At 40.7% G+C, this 19,996-nt stretch carries 15 protein-coding genes; 8 read left to right on the forward strand and 7 right to left on the reverse strand.

The annotated features are described in order from the left end of the window. Positions 1–371 precede the first annotated feature (371 nt). The 7 genes from BUB56_RS17180 (at position 372) to BUB56_RS17210 (ending at position 7,231) form a co-directional block, all read left to right on the forward strand. Positions 372–1,337 (forward strand): hypothetical protein, encoded by a 966-nt coding sequence (locus BUB56_RS17180; protein WP_110942491.1) that lies wholly within the window; start codon positions 372–374, stop codon positions 1,335–1,337. Positions 1,338–1,447: 110 nt separating this feature from the next. Further along, complete coding sequence (mutY, locus tag BUB56_RS17185; RefSeq protein WP_110942492.1) at positions 1,448–2,542, forward strand: A/G-specific adenine glycosylase; 1,095 nt, start codon at positions 1,448–1,450, stop codon at positions 2,540–2,542. Between the two features lie 88 nt (positions 2,543–2,630). Beyond that, the gene (locus BUB56_RS17190) at positions 2,631–4,016 is read left to right on the forward strand and encodes an MATE family efflux transporter (RefSeq protein ID WP_242946418.1); all 1,386 of its coding nucleotides are present in this window, start codon (positions 2,631–2,633) and stop codon (positions 4,014–4,016) included. A gap of 98 nt (positions 4,017–4,114) precedes the next feature. Next, positions 4,115–4,606, forward strand: a complete 492-nt coding sequence (locus BUB56_RS17195) for a rubrerythrin family protein (RefSeq protein ID WP_110942493.1) — start codon at positions 4,115–4,117, stop codon at positions 4,604–4,606. 130 nt (positions 4,607–4,736) lie between these two features. After that, the gene (locus BUB56_RS17200; protein WP_110942494.1) at positions 4,737–4,940 is read left to right on the forward strand and encodes a hypothetical protein; all 204 of its coding nucleotides are present in this window, start codon (positions 4,737–4,739) and stop codon (positions 4,938–4,940) included. A gap of 66 nt (positions 4,941–5,006) precedes the next feature. Then, entirely contained in the window at positions 5,007–5,846 is an 840-nt protein-coding gene (locus tag BUB56_RS17205) for an aminotransferase class IV (RefSeq protein ID WP_242946419.1), read from the forward strand. 164 nt (positions 5,847–6,010) lie between these two features. Further along, entirely contained in the window at positions 6,011–7,231 is a 1,221-nt protein-coding gene (locus BUB56_RS17210; RefSeq protein ID WP_110942496.1) for a S41 family peptidase, read from the forward strand. Positions 7,232–7,246: 15 nt separating this feature from the next. Here the strand turns inward: BUB56_RS17210 and BUB56_RS17215 are convergent, their stop codons facing one another. From BUB56_RS17215 to glgB, 6 genes are all read right to left on the reverse strand, one after another. After that, a complete protein-coding gene (locus BUB56_RS17215) occupies positions 7,247–9,205 on the reverse strand; it encodes a glycoside hydrolase family 13 protein (RefSeq protein WP_110942497.1) in 1,959 nt (652 codons plus the stop codon). Positions 9,206–9,223: 18 nt separating this feature from the next. After that, positions 9,224–11,665 carry a glycogen/starch/alpha-glucan phosphorylase gene (locus BUB56_RS17220; RefSeq protein WP_110942498.1) on the reverse strand — a complete coding sequence of 814 codons (2,442 nt, stop codon included), beginning with the start codon at positions 11,663–11,665 and terminating at the stop codon, positions 9,224–9,226. Between the two features lie 20 nt (positions 11,666–11,685). Beyond that, positions 11,686–13,131 carry a glycogen synthase GlgA gene (glgA, locus tag BUB56_RS17225; protein ID WP_110942499.1) on the reverse strand — a complete coding sequence of 482 codons (1,446 nt, stop codon included), beginning with the start codon at positions 13,129–13,131 and terminating at the stop codon, positions 11,686–11,688. Between the two features lie 16 nt (positions 13,132–13,147). After that, entirely contained in the window at positions 13,148–14,266 is a 1,119-nt protein-coding gene (gene glgD / locus BUB56_RS17230) for a glucose-1-phosphate adenylyltransferase subunit GlgD (protein ID WP_110942500.1), read from the reverse strand. Between the two features lie 68 nt (positions 14,267–14,334). Then, complete coding sequence (locus BUB56_RS17235; RefSeq protein WP_456297989.1) at positions 14,335–15,543, reverse strand: glucose-1-phosphate adenylyltransferase; 1,209 nt, start codon at positions 15,541–15,543, stop codon at positions 14,335–14,337. A gap of 36 nt (positions 15,544–15,579) precedes the next feature. Next, on the reverse strand, positions 15,580–17,487 hold the full coding sequence (gene glgB, locus BUB56_RS17240; protein WP_110942502.1) for a 1,4-alpha-glucan branching protein GlgB: 1,908 nt from the start codon (positions 17,485–17,487) through the stop codon (positions 15,580–15,582). Positions 17,488–17,843: 356 nt separating this feature from the next. Between glgB and BUB56_RS17245 the strand changes: the two genes are divergently transcribed. After that, a complete protein-coding gene (locus BUB56_RS17245; protein WP_110942503.1) occupies positions 17,844–19,097 on the forward strand; it encodes a PDZ domain-containing protein in 1,254 nt (417 codons plus the stop codon). On the opposite strand, the gene BUB56_RS17250 is transcribed toward BUB56_RS17245, so the two are convergent. Continuing rightward, positions 19,098–19,649 carry a GGDEF domain-containing protein gene (locus tag BUB56_RS17250; RefSeq protein WP_110942504.1) on the reverse strand — a complete coding sequence of 184 codons (552 nt, stop codon included), beginning with the start codon at positions 19,647–19,649 and terminating at the stop codon, positions 19,098–19,100. Between the last annotated feature and the right edge of the window lie 347 nt (positions 19,650–19,996).

A 19,996-nucleotide genomic window follows, 5' to 3' on the forward strand; every position in this document is an offset into this window, starting at 1 on the left:
AACACCAAATGGTGGCCCAACCAGCTAAACATCGAATCGTCCTTGTGGAGTGACACGCTTTTTCACGGATAAGCCTCTACTATGGAAGGGATCCAGGAGGAATGCACATCTATCTCTCTGACAAAGAGATTATAGCACGATGTTTAAAAAATTCAATGTCTGGTGTCACTGATTCATCTGAACAATAGATTTAAAGTTGTCAAAGAACATTCGGGTGGGTTTTTGAGCCCTAACCCTATATTTATCTTACAAGGAGGTAAAAAGTTAGCAAGAACGAAGCACATTTTTCTGTTGATTTAAGGTTTTGATGAAACATTTCTTCCGGATGCTGCGTCTAATTCCTATAAGGAAATAATAAAGGAGATGAGGACATGGTAAAAAAAGCAGTATTAGGGATGATTGTAGCGATGTCTGTTATTGTACTCTCTGCCTGTGGGATCAATAGTCAAAAGCCTACGCTGCCCGCGCAAAGCCAGACAGAGGAAAATAGTGGAGCAGTGGAAAATGATACAAGACCTTATTTTGCAGTCTATTTAAGAGGAGACTATAGTGAAGAGCTTTATGAGAAACAGCAGAAGCAAAAAGATATTCCTTTTTATGTGACGATTGACAGCGAAAAAGCTTTAAAGGAAGCTGTGGAGAAGTATAATTTAGTGATCGAAGCAGAAAGCATAAAACCACAATATAAGGATAAATTCTTTCAAAATTATAAAATGTTAATTGTTTTCCCTGAACAGGGGTCCAGTGGAGTTACCTTTGCGGTAAATAACATTGAAATTAAGGATCGGTCGGTGTCCATTGAAATAGAGCAAACTATCCCTGAAGTGATGACCATGGACATGATCAATAGAGGAATTCTCATTGCCATGAGCAATCATTTCTTGGGAAATATTCAGGATTATCAGATCAAGGTCTTGAAAAATCAGCTTCAGGCCGATGTATACAACAAGAATGATCTAAGGATTGAGGATTTGCAGTTAGGAAGTATAAAAGTAAGAATGAAACCGGAAGAATTGGATCAGGTTATGAAAGCGCAGCCTAAGGAAGCAGTAAGGGAATTTGAGGGCTATGTGGAAAAAAGAATCTACCAGGAAGGCGTAGAGGTTAAAATCACAGAGGGCGAAGTCAGTCATATATCTGTGACAACTAAGGAATATCAAACGCCAAGAGGATTAAAGGTAGGAGATTCTGTGGAGCGCTTAAAGGAACTGTATGGAGAGCCCTCACAGATACAGGACAATATCTACAGCTTTGATTTATCCAATGAGTATTTCCTATTTCATGCGGAAGTAAAGGATGGGAAAATCGTCAGATTACAAGTGAATCAGTCTTGTTAGATATAAAGGACCCTGTGAAAACAAGGTCCTTTATCCTGCTTTTTTGAAAATATCGAAGGAATGGTCTTATGATATAATATATTCATTGACATAAGAAAAGGAGCATTGAAATGGGCGCTTATAAAATAAATGATTGGCAGAACCTTAAGACAGAGGATATCAATGAATTGCAGCATGCTCTAATCAGCTGGTTTGAAAAGAACCATCGACAAATGCCCTGGCGGGAAACAATAAACCCATATTATACATGGATTTCTGAGGTAATGTTGCAGCAAACCCGTGTGGACACAGTCATTCCGTACTTTTTGCGCTTTATCGATAAATTTCCAACAGTGAAACAGCTGGCAAAGGCTGATGAAGAAGAGGTGCTGAGGCTTTGGGCCGGTCTGGGTTATTATTCAAGAGCAAAAAACATACATCGCGGGGCAAAGCTGATCTGTGAAGTTTATGATGGCAAAATTCCAGAGAATCAAAAAGAACTGTTGAAGATCCCAGGCATCGGCTCCTATACTGCAGGGGCAATATTAAGCATAGCTTATGAAAAACCAGCTGCGGCGGTAGATGGAAATGTCATGCGGGTGTTTTCCAGGCTATTTTTAGTTTACAAGGATATTAGTGAAGGAAGCACCAAAAAAGAAATGGAGAAGCTTGGTGAAGCTGTAGTTTCCGCAACTAACCCATCTGCCTTTAACCAGGGGCTAATGGAACTGGGTGCACTCATCTGTACACCGAATTCACCGAAATGCAGCAGCTGTCCATTGTCATTTATTTGCAGAGCCAGACGGGCAGGGGTACAAGAATCACTGCCGGTTAAAAAGAAAAAGGAAGCAGTAAAATCTGTAAATATGGAGCTGGGCTTACTGCAGAAAGGGGATAAAGTACTATTGACGAAACGGCCGCCGGAAGGCTTGTTGGCTAACCTTTGGGCACTGCCTGCGGTAGAAGGAACAGCAGACGGCAATGCAGGGAGGAGCATTGTACTGGAATTACAGGAAAGCTATGGAATAGAGACATCAGACCCGGAGCCAGTAGTTGAAAAAAGTCACGTATTTACTCATATGAAATGGAATATGCAGCTTTTTAGGTTAAAGCTATTATCTATGTCGGACATAGATTATCCTGAAATCCAATGGGTTTCATTAAAAGAAATGGATCAGTATGCAATTCCTACTGCTTTTCTAAAAGTGATTAAAGAAATAAAATAAAGAAAAATATTATAAAATATTTATCCTAAAAACCCTGAAGTGTTATATAATTAGAGTATCGAAATAATAGTAAAGTGGGTTGATGGGATTGGAGAGAGCAATTGTAGATGCACATATGACAAAAAAAGAAATACGAAAAAAAATATATGCTATGATTTTGCCGATCAGCCTGGAGAATATCCTGCAGATGCTGGCAGGATTTGTGGCAATGGCTATGATCGGCAGAATAAGCACCATTGCAATCGGGGCTGTAGGGTTGAGCATGCGGATTACCCAGATCGTTTGGGCCATTTTTAAAGGGGTCACTACAGGAGCTACTATTTTTGTAGCGCAGTCCTATGGTGCAAAGGATTCTAAAAAACTGCGGCAAGTGGTTCAGCAAACTCTCCTATCCACCATTCTTTTTGTTATTGGAATACAACAAATGATTTATTGGAAGGCCCCTTTATTCATACGCTGGCTTGGGGGAAAAGGTGAATTGCTGGAAAGAGGAGCACTTTATTTGAGTACAGTCTCATGGGGATTGCCCTTTATGGCCATAATGCTGGTGGTGACAGGGGTTCTTCAAGGAATGGGCAACGGCAAAACGCCTATGAAAATCGCTTTTATTATGAATACTGTTAATGTGATTGGCAATTATTTATTGATTTACGGCAACTTGGGGTTTCCTGCCCTGGGCATTAGGGGTTCGGCCTTGGCCACAGCCTTTGCACAATTTGTAGGGGCAATGATCGGCATATATATTTTATTTGGCAAAGGCGGAGTCCTAGAAGGGGTATTGGGTCAATCCTTTTTTAAACTAGATGGGAAGAGAATTTCAGAAATCTATAGACTAGGAGCTCCTACAGCAATGGAATCTATATTCTGGCAGTTTTGCACAATTCTGTTGACACAACTGATTCTAACCTTTGGGGAGGTGGCCTTGGCTGCCCACCAATTGGGATTGCAAGCAGAGGCGATTTCTTATATGCCTGCCATGGGCTTCAGCATCGCAGCCACCGCCTTTGTAGGTCAGTCCCTTGGTGCGAAGGAGCCAACTATAGCCAAAATGTATCTAAAAGAAATTGTAAAGGGATCTGTAGTACTCACCAGCATAAGTGTAGCAATTTTGTTTTTCTTTCCTCAGCAGGTAATGGGATTATTGACAAATCAGACCGATGTGATCCAATTGGGTGCGGTGTACCTGATGCTGATGGCGTCGGTACAGATTCCACAAAATCTTGCAGGTGTATTGTACGGCGCCATGCGAGGGGCAGGATTCACAAAAGCTCCAATGATCGTAGCGGGTACAGGACTTTGGCTGGTGAGACTTCCCTTAGCCTATCTGCTCTCCATTGTATTTCATCAAAACATTTATGGAATCTGGTATGCCATAACTTTCGATATGGCTTTCCGCTTTTTCCTGAGCTACATACTTTATAAGCGTAAGAACATTTATGGTGAAAACAGAAAACTTCAACCTGCCTGCGATTAAAAAAATATAAAATATGGAAAAATATAGTTGCATAGCAAGGGGAAATAATTTATAATAAATACTAACGGATAATTATTATTTATTACAGGAGGGGTACAATGAACAACAAAACATTAGAAAATTTAATGGCAGCCTTTGCCGGTGAGTCACAAGCAAACAGAAAGTACTTGGCCTATGCAAAAAAAGCTGAAGCAGAAGGATATGTAAACGCTGCGAAATTATTTAAAGCAGCTGCTGATGCTGAAACACTACATGCACATAAGCATTTTGAAGTAGCCGGTAAGGTAAAGTCCACAGTTGAAAATTTAAAGGATGCTGTAAATGGAGAAACCTATGAATTTAAAGATATGTATCCTGAGTTTCTAAAGACAGCACAAGAAGAAGGCAATCAGGAGGCCGTCAGAACCTTTGAATATGCACTAAAGGCAGAAGAGGTACATGCAAAGTTGTATGAAGAGGCCCTAGCGGATGTTGAAAATAAAGAGGAAGTATACTATTATCTTTGTCCAGTCTGTGGAAACATTGAAAAGGCTGTGCCGGAAAAGTGCTTTATCTGCAATGTGCCTGGCAGCAAATTCATTAAGTATTAATTCGGAAAGAATACATATAAGACCTCCATATTTTGATAAAATCATCAAAATATGGAGGTCTTTCTCTTCTATGAAAGGAGAATATATAGTAGAATAAAAAAGAAGGGAATTTTGAGAGGAGAGATTTATTATGAATAAGCTTGCAGAACAGCGAACCATCCAGGGAAATCCTCTAAAATGTCCGATATGTGGGCATAACGAATTTTGGTTTCGTGAGACACTCATGAATACCAGAGGTGCAACCTTCTTTGGGTTTGAATTCGCAAACAAACAGGCACAAAATTATGTTTGTGATAGGTGTGGCTATGTAATGTGGTTTTTAGACAAAGAATAAATGGAGTATCGGTATTTGCGGTATACTAATTAAATGAAGAACGATCCAGAATATAGAGGTGACCCAGTGAAAAGAGAAGCAATTTTAGAATACTACATTCAAAATGGAGAAATCCTTTCAACCAAAAATCAAGATATGATGAACCTTAGGGGACAGCAGGCTATATACGAAGTGATTCGTGTTATTGACGGCATTGCCCTATATTTTGAAGAACATATGGATAGAATGAGAAAATCTGCAGAAATTCTTGGTCATGGGATTCATAAATCCGATACTGAAATATTTCAGGAGATTCAAGAGCTGATCAAAGTTAATAATAGTCCCGACTTAAATATCAAACTGCTGTGTAGTGATTTGGATCAGAAAAATCAGGCCTTTATTCTATACTTTGTGGAAAGTCATTATCCTACTGAAGAAGTTTATCAAAAGGGAATTCATACGATTCTGTTCCAGTCTGAACGGGAAAATCCAAATGCAAAGGTAGTCAATCAAAACCTGAGAGAGAGAGTACAGCAAGCTATAAAAGCGGAAGGGGCTTATGAAGCTCTTTTAGTAAATCATGAGCAGTATATTACAGAAGGGAGCCGCTCCAATATATTTTTCGTAAAAGGCAATCAGTTGATTACAGCGCCTCCAGGGGATGTACTGCTAGGGGTTACAAGGATGCGCATTATGAAAGTCTGTAAGAAACTGGGTATTGCGGTAAAAGAAAACCTGCTTCATGTAGATGATCTGCTGCAATTGGATGGAGCCTTTATGACGGGAACCTCTGTAAATGTGATGCCGATTCGTTCTATTGATAGCAGAGTATACGATTCATCACATCATTCTTTGATACAAAAAATACATGAGGGCTATGAAGAAGATATGAAAGCCTATATAGAAATGAGAAAAGCCAGAGATTAGCCTGGCTTCCTTATTTTAGAAGCAAACTTGCAAATTGGGTAATTGATGATATAATGAAAGGCATAATGATTTGTTATATTCAAAAGGTTTAAGGAATAATATAGTATTATGTGGGTGACTAAAAAGATTGTCATTAAATAATGAATATTGGGGTGAAACTTAACATGATCAGCAAAAAAAATGCCGTCATTGGGGCAATTATTCTTGTCATCATCACCAGTATGATGACCTTTACTGTTACAAATATCGTAACCTTAACAGTGGGGAATAAAGTGGTGATTCCAAAAAGCGACTTTGAGTACTATAAGGATATTCAAAGGACCTATAGTAAAGTACTGGCATTAAAGGATTTTATTGAGAAGAATTACTATAAGCCTGTAGATACAGAAAAGATGGAAGACGGCATCATTAGGGGTCTATTTGCGTCTTTAGAAGATCCTTATTCCGTCTATATGAATAACAAAGAATTTGATGATTTTATGGTTCATACCAAGGGTACCTATGGAGGAATCGGTGTTATTATGACACCAGGAGAAGATGGATTTGTAACAGTAGTTTCACCTATCGAGGATACACCTGGAGAGAGAGCAGGCCTCATATCAGGGGATAAAATAATCAAGGTTGATGGTAAGGATGTGACAGCGGAGAAGTTAGACGAGGCCGTTGCTATGATTAAAGGGGATCCTGGAACCAAAGTAGAACTGACGGTAGTAAGAACAGGAAGAGAAGACTCTTTTACTGTTAAAATCACCAGGGAAGAAATAAGATTAAAAACAGTAAAATCCAGAATACTGGAAAACAACATTGGTTATATAAGAATTACTATGTTCGATGAACAAACCGCAGATGATTTTAAAACTCAATTGAACCAACTGAAAAAGAAAAATATTACCGGATTGGTAATAGATTTGCGAAACAATCCCGGAGGACTTTTAAGCGAATGTGTAAAAATTGCGGATGAGCTCCTTGGAAAACAGGTCATCGTTTATACTGAGGATCGTGCAGGCAATCGGGAATATGAACGTTCAAACGGGAAAAAGGTTGAGTTTCCTTATGTACTGCTGGTCAATAAAGGAAGTGCCAGTGCTTCGGAGATCTTAGCAGGTGCTGTCAAGGATACCGAGTCCGGCACCTTAATCGGTACTACCACCTTTGGAAAGGGATTAGTACAGCGGGTTAAGCCTTTAGAGGATGGAACCGGATTTAAACTTACTACTTCTCAGTATTTTACGCCTAATGGCGTCAATATCCATGGGAAGGGCATTGAACCCAATATTGTGGTGGAAATGCCGGAAGAATTGATTGAGCGAGGCAACATCACCGATGCAGAAGACCTGCAGCTGCAAAAAGGACTGGAAGTATTAAAAAAGAAAATTGGATCATAAAAGTGATGCAGAGAATCATCTCTGCATCATTATTTTTGCCTCTAAAGGATGTAGTGTCAGCCTCAAGACACTTCCATCCATATCTATCCTTTCCTGACCGTCCAGCAAATTGACCAGAGGTCCGCTGCACCAGTTGCTGATATCTACTTCAATATTTTCTGTCTGATCTTCACACCGGTTAACGAAAACTAAAAAGGTGCCGTTTTTCCTTTTTTGGCCGAAAACATCCCGGCCTTGCTGAATTTGTCTTAGAAGACCATAAACATTGCCGTTGGCATATAGGGTATGCCAGCTTCCCGTTTGAAGAGCATCGTACTGATTGCGAAATCCAATAATCGTTTTATACCAGAATTGAAGCTCCAGATTTTCTTTTCCCCATGGATAAGGAGCTCGGTTATAGGGATCGCTGTAGCCTTCCAATCCCGCTTCATCTCCATAATAGATACAGGGGACACCTGGAAAACACATCTGGATCAGGGATAGAAGCTTCAACCGTTTCACTGCCAAGACCCTCTTTGATGCCGGCAAATGGTAAAGCCGTTGTTCTGCTTTGGATAGGGACTGCTGATCCGGTGCCTCACCCAGCAGGGTTAAAACCCGGGGTACATCATGACTGCCCACCAGGTTCATTGCAGTATAAAAATGATGCATCGGATAGTTCTCATAGAGCTGCATGAGCTCCAGGTGCATATCTTCAGCTTGGATAGCACCTAAAAAGAAATCCAGAAGGATTCTTCGGAAAGGATAATTGGTAGGGGAATCTAATTCATCCCCAAGCAAATATTCTCTAATCTGACCATAGCTGACTTTATTGGAGGCATCCTCCCAAACTTCACCAATTAATACAGCGTCTTCATCGACGGCTTTCATCACCTCTTTCAAGGATTTTATAAAGCTATCGGGCAGTTCATCGGCAACATCCAGTCGCCAGCCCTTGGCGCCCAATTCCATCCAGTATCGGATTACGCTGTTCTTATGATATAAAATAAAGTCCTGATAACCTGGATCTGTTTCGTTTACATTGGGCATGGTGTCAATTCCCCACCAACAGTCATAAAGATCCGGATGGCGATCAAAGCGGTACCAGGAGTAGTAAGGTGAAGCGGCAGACTGATAAGCCCCAAGGGAATCGTAGGTTTCATCCCGATTAAAATAAATGCTGTTGCTGCCTGTATGACTAAAAACACCATCCAATATTATGGCTATACCCAGCCTTTTCCCCTCCTGACAAAGTCTGTGGAAGATAGCTTGATCTCCATACATGGGGTCAATTTGATGGTAATCAGCAGTATCGTACTTATGATTGCTGTGGGCTTCGAAAATAGGGTTTAAATAGAGGATACCGATGCCCAGCTCACAGAGATATGGAAGCTTTTCGATTAATCCCAGCAGATTTCCGCCAAAGTAGTCATAGCGAAGAACTCTATGATTGTCTTGATCTCTCTCATAATCCGGCAGGTCAGACCATTCACGGAGAAAATAGGTTTTAGGGTCAGGGATATATTTTGTGGCTTCTGGAATATAAGAGAAAAATCGGTCTACAAAAACCTGATACATCACTTTCGATTTAAACCAGTTGGGCGTTTCTGCATTGCTTTTATAGACGGTGACCTGGTATGAGGGAGGCTCGTGGATATAGACCTGACCTATACCCCCTTTTTGCTGAAGATTATTGCCATAATAGTAGATTTGGCCTTCTAAGCGGATCATAAAAAAATACCATAGAAGGCCGGGATTATTTAGAACCTCAATTTCCCTATGATAGATCCTATCTTTACCTGAGGCCTCCAATAGAGACATTGTGCAGAGAATTTCTCCTCTTTCCTGACTCCAGAGTCTAAGAAGGACGCTGTCAGGAGGTGCTTCTGATACAACCTTAATACGCAGAGACACCCTTGCACTGCAGGGGAGGGCGCCAAAGGGTGTCCTATAGTTTTCTTCATGAGAGTTATGATAGATCCAATCTTGTGACAAAGGTTTCACCTGCTTTCTTTAGAACAGCGGGTTATTGGGAATAGGGACCGGATGTATATTCCAAATATCCCTAGCGTACTCGCTGATGGTTTTATCACTGGAAAATTTTCCGGAGTGAGCAATATTATGAATGCTCATTTGCACCCATTTTTCTTTATCCTGATAAAGCCGGTTGATTTTATTATGGGCCTCAACATAGGAAGAAAAGTCCTTCAGCACAAAATACTCATCATTATGATATAGGAAACCCTCATAGATTCCCCGAAATTCATCGGGACCTACAGGTAGAAATCCATTGATGAGCTGGTCCAAAACCATTTTGAGTCTGCCGTCTTCATGATACAAATCCCATGCATTGTATCCGCCTTCTTGATAGTACTTTAAAACCTGGTCGGCAGTGAGTCCGAAAATAACAATATTATCTTCACCGACTTCTTCTTTGATTTCAATATTGGCACCATCTAAGGTACCAATGGTGATGGCACCATTCATCATAAATTTCATATTGCCAGTACCGGAGGCTTCTTTGCTGGCCGTAGAAATCTGCTCACTTACATCGGCAGCAGGAAAGATTTTTTCTCCTAGGGAAACATTGTAGTTTTCTAAAAAGATTACTTTTAGTTTACCGTGAATCCGTGTATCCTGATTGATGACTGCGGCTACAGTATTTATCAGTTTAATGGTTTGCTTAGCCATATAATAACTTGGTGCCGCCTTTCCACCAAAAATAAAGGTTCTGGGATGGATTTCCAAATTCGGATTCTCCAGAAGTCGGTTATAAAGGTCCATAATATGGAGAACATTAAGGATCTGCCTTTTATAAGCATGAATTCGCTTAACCTGTATATCAAAAATAGAATCGGGATCAATGGATATTTGGTACTTATCCTTGATAAAAGCTGTCAGCAGCGCCTTGTTATGCTGTTTGATACCGTGAATCCTATCTTGAAAAGCAGAATCCCGAACATAATCCACCAGAAGCTGAAGCTTTCTGGAGTCGTAAAGCCAATCAGGACCAATGGTATCGGATATTAGGCGGGACAGTTGGGGATTAGACTTCAGCAGCCATCTTCTTGGTGTAATTCCATTGGTTTTATTATTGAATTTATGAGGATAAGAATCGTAGAAATTGGACATTACCTGACTTTTGAGGATTTCTGTATGGATCTTTGCCACACCATTGATGCTGTTGCTGCCAACTGCAGCAAGATGGGCCATGTGTACATATCCATCGGATAAAATGGCCATAGAGCGGATTTTATTCCAATCACCTGGATACTTCTCCCATAGTTGTCTGCAGAAGCGTTCGTTGATTTCGTGTACGATCATATATATTCGAGGCAGCAGGGTTTGAAAGATGTCTATAGGCCATTTTTCCAAGGCTTCCGGCAGTATTGTATGATTGGTATAAGAGATTGTACCGGTAGTAATCTCCCATGCCTCGTCCCAGCCCATTTCTTCCTCGTCGATAAGAATCCGCATGAGTTCAGGTATAGCTAGTACCGGATGGGTGTCATTGATGTGAATGGCTACTTTTTTATGAAAATCCCTTAGATGAATGTGACGCTTCTTATAACGGCGCACAATGCTTTGAATACCTGCTGATACAAAGAAATACTGCTGCTTTAATCGCAGAACTCTCCCTTCTAAGTGGTTGTCGTCTGGATAGAGTACCTGTGAAATAGATTCTACTTCATACTTATATTTCACAGCATTAAGATAATCTCCCCGATTAAAGGTGGAAAAATCAAAATCCTTCATGGTAGTTTCAGCGCTCCAGAGCCTTAGGGTGTTGACGGTATTGTTACGATAACCTACGATAGGCGTATCGTAAGGAACCGCTAAAACCGGATCAAAATTTTCATGAATAAAGAGGGTTCGACCATCTACCCGATCTAAGCGAACATTACCGCCAAATCGAACCTCCACTGCCTTATCAGCCTTTCGAATTTCCCATACATTTCCATATTTCAGCCAGTTATCCGGCAGCTCCACCTGGTAGCCATCTACAATCTTTTGTTCGAAGAAGCCGTATTTGTAGCGAATGCCGCAGCCATGACCAGGCAGCTGAAGAGCAGCTAAGGAGTCTAGGAAGCAGGCAGCCAATCTGCCTAAACCGCCGTTGCCTAACCCCGCATCCGGCTCTAAGGCTTCTATTTGATCTAATTGAATGCCCAGCTCTGTTAAGGCTTCTGCACAGATTTCTTTTAAATGAAGTTTTAATAAGTTTGCATCCATTAGCTTTCCCAGAAGAAACTCCAAGGAAAAATAATAGGTTTCTTTATCATCCATTTTAGCGTAGGCGTTGTTGCTGGCGATCCATTTTCGACTGATAAAGTCTCGAATAACTGCGCCAAGGGTTAAATACTGATCCATGGGTGTAGCTTCTGCAATTTCCTTACCGTGCATGGATTGGAACTTATCAAGATATAACTTCTTAAAATATTCTTTCGTAATCATCAAATCTACCACCCCCGGTATTATTTTGAGTCCGATTTATGTAACAGACATTGGTATAAGCTGATATATTCTTCTGCAGACTTTTTCCAGCTGTAGTCGCAGCGAATGGCATTTTTAATGATTCTGCCCCAAATTTTTTTATCTTGATAGTATTGCAGCGCTCTTCTGAGGGTATACAGCATATCGTGGGCATTGTAATGGGTGAAGCTGAAACCATTTCCTTCCTGTGTGTATTCATTATAGGACTGGACTGTATCCTTTAGTCCGCCTGTTTCACGCACTACAGGGATGCTGCCATAGCGTAAGGCTATTAACTGTCCAATGCCACAGGGTTCAAACCTGGAGGGCATCAGAAATAAATCAGAGGCAGCATAAATCTGATGGGCCAATCGGTCGTCAAATTGAATCCGTGCCGCCAGCTTATAGGGGTAACGTTCCGCTGTACTGCGGAACAGGTTCTCATACTTTTCCTCTCCGGTGCCCAGGACCACCATCTGCAGGTCTAGTGCCATAAGATCTTCCAGCACATGGGCAATTAAATCCAATCCCTTGGAACTAACCAGCCGGGATATAATAGCCACCATGGGTGTTTCCTTATTAACAGGAAGCCCTAAAAGCTCCTGCAGCTTTTCTTTATTGATGCCCTTTTTCTGAAGGGAACGGACATAGTTTGATGGAATATATGGGTCGGTGTTGGGGTTATAAGTATCATAATCAATACCATTTACAATTCCATATAGATGTTTTTTCCTTTTTCGAAGGAGGCCATCCAGTGTTTCACCAAAGTAAGGGGATTGGATTTCCTCTGCATAAGTCTTACTGACGGTAGTCAATAGATCAGAGAATATGATCCCGCCTTTCATATAGTTAATCTGCCCATGATATTCCAGTGTATCTATAGTAAAGTACTGATCGTCCAAGCCCAATAAATCGGCAAGGATACTGTGGGGAAATACGCCCTGATACATGAGATTATGAATGGTGTAGATGGTTTTTATTCCTTGGTAAAACCCATTATTCTTATAATGGCTCTTGAGAAAAACACTAACTAAGGCTGTGTGCCAATCATGGCAATGGAGGATATCTGGTTGAAAGTCAATGTGGGGTAAGATCTCCAAGATGGCACGGCTGAAGAAAGCAAAGCGTTCTCCATCGTCCTCATAGCCATATAGACCTTCTCTGCCGAAGTAGTATTCATTGTCTATGAAATAAAAGGAGATTCCTTCATAATCAAAAACTTCTATGCCACAATATTGTGTTCTCCAGCCTAGGGAAACCATAATACTTTTTATTGGCCGCATTGTTTCTTTCCACTGAAGCGGAATGGTTTTATATTTCGGCAAAACCACCCGAATATCTAAATCCTTTTGCTGCAATGCCTTTGGGAGAGAACCGATAACGTCTGCCAGACCGCCTGTTTTAATAAAGGGAGTTCCCTCTGCTGCGGCAAATAAAACCTTAATCATTTGTAGCCCTCCTTCCTTATATGCGGGATTTCTTCTCTACAATAATAGGATATTCTTTGAGCCCTGCCAGCTGCTTCTCGGCAGATACATGAACCTCTTTATCTAAAATTACATTTTCCAGCTCTGCATCTTCACCAATCACGCAGTTTTGGAGAATGATGCAGTTGCGGAGCTTTGCCCCTTTATGGATTCGGACGCCCCTAAAAAGGACACTGTTCTCAACAGATCCGTTGATAACGCAGCCATTGGCCACCAGAGCATTTTTAACAACCGCATGCTCCATATACTTTACCGGGGCCTGATCCTTAACTTTTGTATAAATCAAGCCGGATCTCAAAAAAACCTCTTCCCATATCTCAGAGTTCAGTAAATCCATATTGTGCCGATAATAGCTTTGTACGGAATGAATCCGGCCTACATAGCCAGGGTGATGATGTCCATATATCTTATAGCGCTGCAGATTCTTCAAGATGCCATCCATAACAAAATCATAACCACCTTTTGATATGCACTCATCGATAATGTCGATCAACAGCGTTCTTTCCAGAATATACATTTCCATAGAAATCTTATTGCTTCGCTGGGTGATGGGGTTTATTTCCAGGTCTACTACCCGGCCAGAGCTGGTAGTATAAATAAAGGTGGATTTAGAAGCGTCATGAACCTCGCCAAGTTCTTCCGTGTAGATTATCGTAATATCTGCCTGCTTCTGTTGATGCATTTGCAAAACCTGCTGATAGTTGATATTACATACCATGTTGGCACCAGAAATGACTACGTATTTTTGCCTGCTTTTTTGAAGATATTCCAGATTGGCATAAAAGTTATCCAAATCCCCTTTTTGCATTCCTAGGGGACAGTTGTTATAGGCAGGGGGAAGGATAAAAAGTCCATCCCGCTTGCGGTCCAGATCCCATTCCTTGCCGGAACGCAGATGATCCATCAAAGAGCGATATTTTCCTTGAACTAAAATACCTACATTTCGAATACCAGAATTAACCATATTAGACAATACAAAATCAATCATACGGTATCTGCCGCCAAAAGGTACAGACGCCATATACCTGTTTTCAGTCAGCTCCTTCAACTGATTTCCGTTTTTTGTATTATTAATGATCCCCATCATTAAACTCATATTCACCACTCCATTATCTAAAGATTATATTTAAATTCAAGCTCTAAATCATATATCTATCAGAAGGATTAATCTTCTGAGGAAACCATGGCACCATTTTCAATGACGGTCCCTCTCGGAATATCCATATTTTCTCCAATCACTGTAATTTTTCCATAATTGGGATCACCATGGAAATAAAAGTCGTCTAAATCCTTACAACCAACAAAACAACCTTTCCTGATGATCGAAGCTTCACCGACGATGGCTTTTTCAATACACACATTGGCACCTATTTTTACATAGGGCATGATAACAGAGTTTCTAATTTTTGCACCGGCACCAACATATACGCCGGGAAAAATAACGGAGTTTTCAACCTCGCCCAATATCAGACAACCCTCGTTAATCAAAGAACGCCGTATTTTTGCATTCGGTGCGATGTAGTTAGGGGGTTGAGTAGGATTTACAGAGTATATCCGCCAATGGGGATCATATAAATCCAGTTGGGGATTATCGGAAAGTAAGTCCATATTGGCTTCCCAGAAGCTTTCTATGGTTCCAACATCCTTCCAATATCCACAAAAGCGATAGGCGTATAATCTCTGACCTCTCAGGAGCATTGTTGGAATGATATTTTTTCCAAAATCATGATGGGAACCAAGGGTTTGCTCATCTTCAATTAAGTATTTTTTTAGAACGGACCACTTAAAGATGTATATACCCATGGAGGCTAAGTTGTTCTTCGCATGGAGGGGCTTTTCTTCAAATTCAATGATTTGACCCAGATCATCCGTGTTCATAATTCCAAAACGGCTGGTTTCTTCCCAGGGTACTTCAATGACGGCGATGGTGGCATCTGCATTTCTTTTTTTATGGTCTTCCAGCATTGGACCATAGTCCATTTTATAGATATGATCGCCGGATAGGACCAGTACATTTTCAGGATTATGTTGGTCGATAAAATCTATATTCTGATAAATGGCATTGGCAGTACCTTTATACCATTCACCGCCCTGCTCCTTTACATAAGGCGGCAGCACAGTAACTCCCCCATTTCTTCTATCCAGATTCCAGGATCGGCCAATGCCTATGTAAGAATTAAGCACTAAAGGTTTATACTGAGTCAGCACTCCTACAGTGTCAATATCTGAGTTTGCGCAATTGCTCAAAGTAAAATCTATGATACGATATTTGCCGCCAAATGGAACAGCCGGCTTTGCCAATCGTTTTGTCAATATTCCCAGGCGACTGCCTTGTCCGCCTGCCAGTATCATGGCAATACATTCTTTTTTCATCATACTGTTTTCCCCCTTTATTGTTTTAAAATTCTTCTATAAGACTTCTGAGGGCTTTTGATATTTTAGAAATAGGGTTGCCAGCGGAGGGACCTTCAACACTAGGGAGTAGGGTTGATTATGCCATGGTGGCAAATCCGCTGTCAGTGCACTGGAATTTGATTGTCCGGAGCCGCCGAAGCATTCCATGTCACTGTTAAATAGTTCTACATATTGCCCTTTCTTTGGTACACCAATTCGGTAGCCGTCGTAAACTACTGGCGTAAAGTTGCAGAGTACAATAAGGAAGTCTTCAGGGTCCTTCCCAATTCTCATAAAGGTAATCACACTATGCTGATAATCATGGGGATCAATCCACTGAAATCCTTGCCAGTCATGATCATTAAACCACAAGGATGCCTGGCGGCGGTAAAAATGGTTTAACTGCTTCACATATAGGTGAAGCTTATGGTGCATATCATAATCAAGCAGAAACCAATCAAGACTTTTCTTTTCATCCCATTCAATAAATTGACCAAACTCTCCACCCATAAAGATCAGTTTTTTGCCTGGGTGAGCCATCATGTATCCATAAAAAGCCCTAAGGGATGCAAACTTCTGCCAATAATCGCCAGGCATTTTATTCAGCAAAGATTTTTTACCGTGGACCACTTCATCATGGGATAGGGGTAAAATAAAATTTTCTGAAAAGGCATACATCAGCGAGAAGGTAAGCAGTTGGTGATGCCACTTGCGATGAATGGAATCTGTCTCCATATAGCGAAGCATGTCGTTCATCCATCCCATATTCCATTTGTAGTTATAGCCCAGACCGCCAAGATAGGTAGGTTTCGATACCATAGGCCATTGGGTGGATTCCTCTGCGATCATCAATGCATTGGGAAAGTTGGAAAATACTGTTTCATTGAGCTTTTTCATGAATTCTACTGCTTCAAGATTTTCCTTGCCTCCATAGACATTAGGCGTCCACTGTCCGGGCTCTTTGCCATAATCCAAATAGAGCATGCTGGCTACTGCATCTACCCGTAAACCATCAATATGAAAAATATCCAACCAGAACATGGCATTAGAGATTAAAAAGCTTCTCACTTCCGGCTTTCCCAGATCAAAGGATAAGGTACCCCAATGATAGTTTTCAGCGCGCCTAGGGTCTGCATATTCATAAAGCGGTGTTCCGTCAAATTGCCGCAATCCATGGGCGTCCTTGCAAAAGTGACCTGGAACCCAGTCCAGTATTACACCGATACCATTTTGGTGACACTGGTCAATGAGATACATAAAATCCAGAGGAGAGCCATATCGGCTGGTGACAGAATAATAGCCTGTAGACTGATAGCCCCATGAACCATCAAAGGGATGCTCCGTAATGGGAAGAATTTCAATATGGGTATATCCCATATCAGCTACATAGGGAACCAATTCCTCCGCCAATTGGCGATAGGAATAAAAGGAGCCATCGTCATTCTGTTTCCAGGAGCCAAGGTGAATCTCATAGATCAGCATGGGTCTGTTATAAATTAAGTAGGAGCTTCTGTTGCTAAGCCATGAACTATCCTGCCAATCATATTGATCCAGACTGTTTACCCTTGAAGCAGTACCGGGGCGAAATTCGCTGCTGAAACCATAGGGATCTGCTTTATAAAGGATCTCTCCCTGTTGCGTATGAATGAGATATTTATATAAGCTCCCTTCTTGGATGCCTGGAATAAATAAACTCCAAATACCAGAGTCCAAAACTTTTTGCATTTGGCTGCCTTCGGGACTCCAATTGTTGAAATCTCCAACAACTGCAACCTGAAGGGCATTGGGAGCCCATAAAGAGAAGCGGACACCAGTCTGATCTCCCTGGGTCAGCGGATGGGCACCAAGAAATTTATAGCTGTTCGCATGGGTGCCTTGATGAAATAAATATAGATCGTAGCTGCTTATGGTTTCTGGAACCATGGGATTTCACACCCCTTTCAGTCTTTGGTTTTTTGCACGTATATTATGTCTATACCCAAAGGCAGTAAAGTATAACTAAATTATGCTGTAAAGGTAAAATTTAATAATTGCAGTTTCTGTCGAAATGATTGGTGCGGAAAAGTTCTGTTTAGAATAGAAATAAAATCGTTTTTACAGTAAACTATATAATAGATGCATGTAAAGGTAAAGTGAAAATTCATTAAAATTTAAAAATTATTTGCCTATTATGAAAATTGTTAAAAACCTGCATCGATTCATCCTAAAAGAAATATGCAGGATCGCAAAAAAATATTCCAAATTTTTATATTATTTCATAAAAATAGGGAGGATTTGTTTTGAACCCATGGCTGGAATTATGTCAAATGGCTTTTTTATCCCTTGCAACATCGATTGGTAACCCACTTTTTTGGTTGGTGTTTTTGTTGGTAATGATGCAGTATAAGAAAATTATAAAAATGGAAGTAAGTGTCCTAGGAATTCCGAAGCATTCCATAAGAGAAAAAATGTTAAATGCATTAGGAATGGGGCTTCTAGGGGGAGCAATTGGAACGCTTTTTTTCATTCTATTGGGAATTACGATACAGCCTAAGGATTTTGCTTATATCCTGCCTATGGCAGTATTTTTAATGATGGTGAATGCCCGTTATATTTGCTTTTCTTATGCAGGCGGGCTGTTGAGTCTGTCCAGCTTGGTTTTTGGATTCCCCGAAATCAGTGTTTCCAGTATTATGGCAATCGTGGCCCTTCTCCATTTAATTGAGAGTATGCTGATTTGGCTGGACGGGGCTAAGGATGCAACACCTATTTTTATGAAGGATCCGAAATATGGTGTAATCGGAGGTTTTATGCTTCAAAGGTTTTGGCCTATCCCTTTTACGGTTTTGATTTTGTCCATGGGGATTGTGGAAGGAGCCAGAGATTTGAACCTTCCTGACTGGTGGCCATTGTTTCAAGCCCAATTTCCAGGTATTCACCCGGACCAAACCATGCTTCAAATCTCCGTTGTGGTTGCGGCTTTAGGATATGGGGATGTTGCCCTGTCGGCAACGCCAGAGGAAAAGACCAAAAAATCTGCTTTGCGTTTGCTGACCTACAGCTTGACCTTACTCATTTTTTCTATTCTTTCAACGAAGCTTCAAGTGTTTAAATATATTGCAGCTCTTTTTGCTCCCATTGGTCATGAGGCATTAATTATCTGCGGACAAAGGGAGGAAAGAAGACGAAAACCTGTTTTTCGCAGTTATGCTGAAGGGGTGACGGTATTAGATGTATTGCAGGGGGGATGCGGGGCTGCCATGGGTTTAAGACCGGGAGATGTGATTCTGTGCATAAACAATCGAATTATTAAAAATCAAGGGAGCATACGTGATCTGCTCGATAGTTTTCCACCCTATATCTGGATGGATATTGCTACCAGCAAGGGATTCCGAAAGACCTTAGAGTATAGGGACTATAAGACAGGCATCGGAAATCTGGGTATTATTGTGATTCCGGAACAAGCAGAAGTATTGTTTCAGCCTCAAACTTCATTTAGCCTGGGAAAAAAATTAGTGAGAAAGATTTTTGGAAAAGAAAAAACAACGATGTAGTTATGTCGTTGTTTTTTGATGGGCTTTATTAGAATACATTCTTTGATCTGCAATTCGGATGAGGTCTTTCCCTTCGGAAGCATCCTTGGGATAACAGGCTATACCAAAACTAAAATGAACGCTGAAGCTGTCCTTATCATATTGAATAGGACTACCGGAAAGCTTGCTCTGAATATGAAGGATTCTTTGGTTCGTATTGTCAAAGTCACTGTTTAAAAATACAGCTACAAATTCATCACCGCCCAAACGGGCCAATATGTCGGATTCTCTAATATTTTCTACAAATATATTGGTAAAATGCTTAATAGCCAAATCACCGGCATTGTGTCCAAAACGATCATTGATTTGCTTAAGGTTATTTAGGTCCATGATACAAATGCAAAAGTGCTCGCCATAGCGTTTGGAACGCTTATCTAAATTGGCGTAAAGCTCCTCAAAATAATGTCGGTTGTAGATCCCTGTCAGGGCATCATAACGGGAAAGATAGAGAGTTTTTTCAAATAGCCGGACGTTTTTAATGGCAATGCCCACTTGATTTGCAAAGTATTCCATTAATCGTACATCTTCTTCCCGAAAGGCATTTTCATCAAAAATATTGTCAACATTGATTAACCTGAATTATTCATCATAATTTATCCAGCATTGCTTCGTGCCGCATAGTTACAGTAGTTTTGCATTATTATTGGTTTCACTTAAAAAGTGAAACCAATACAATAGAAAAAGAGTTTCAACTTTGTTAAAATGAAGTCACCGCAACTAACATTTCACAAAGGAGAAACCCTTATGTCTAGTCTAAATGCACTTCACTCAGAAAGCAACAGTAAAATTAAAATTAATTTCGCAGGAGGGGATTTATCCTCCGATTCTGGCCTACTTCTGATTAAGGAATTCGCCCATAA

It is taken from the genome of Geosporobacter subterraneus DSM 17957 (assembly GCF_900142145.1).
Lineage (GTDB): Bacteria > Bacillota > Clostridia > Peptostreptococcales > Thermotaleaceae > Geosporobacter > Geosporobacter subterraneus.

Bases quoted from the DNA above. Each gene is read 5' to 3' on its own strand.
- BUB56_RS17200 (WP_110942494.1), top strand. From the start codon at position 4,737: ATGAATAAGCTTGCAGAACAGCGAACCATCCAGGGAAATCCTCTAAAA.
- BUB56_RS17220 (WP_110942498.1), bottom strand. From the start codon at position 11,665: ATGATTACGAAAGAATATTTTAAGAAGTTATATCTTGATAAGTTCCAA.
- BUB56_RS17210 (WP_110942496.1), top strand. From the start codon at position 6,011: ATGATCAGCAAAAAAAATGCCGTCATTGGGGCAATTATTCTTGTCATC.
- BUB56_RS17235 (WP_456297989.1), bottom strand. From the start codon at position 15,543: ATGAAAAAAGAATGTATTGCCATGATACTGGCAGGCGGACAAGGCAGT.
- BUB56_RS17195 (WP_110942493.1), top strand. From the start codon at position 4,115: ATGAACAACAAAACATTAGAAAATTTAATGGCAGCCTTTGCCGGTGAG.
- glgA (WP_110942499.1), bottom strand. From the start codon at position 13,131: ATGATTAAGGTTTTATTTGCCGCAGCAGAGGGAACTCCCTTTATTAAA.
- mutY (WP_110942492.1), top strand. From the start codon at position 1,448: ATGGGCGCTTATAAAATAAATGATTGGCAGAACCTTAAGACAGAGGAT.
- glgD (WP_110942500.1), bottom strand. From the start codon at position 14,266: ATGAGTTTAATGATGGGGATCATTAATAATACAAAAAACGGAAATCAG.
- BUB56_RS17250 (WP_110942504.1), bottom strand. From the start codon at position 19,649: ATGGAATACTTTGCAAATCAAGTGGGCATTGCCATTAAAAACGTCCGG.
- glgB (WP_110942502.1), bottom strand. From the start codon at position 17,487: ATGGTTCCAGAAACCATAAGCAGCTACGATCTATATTTATTTCATCAA.
- BUB56_RS17180 (WP_110942491.1), top strand. From the start codon at position 372: ATGGTAAAAAAAGCAGTATTAGGGATGATTGTAGCGATGTCTGTTATT.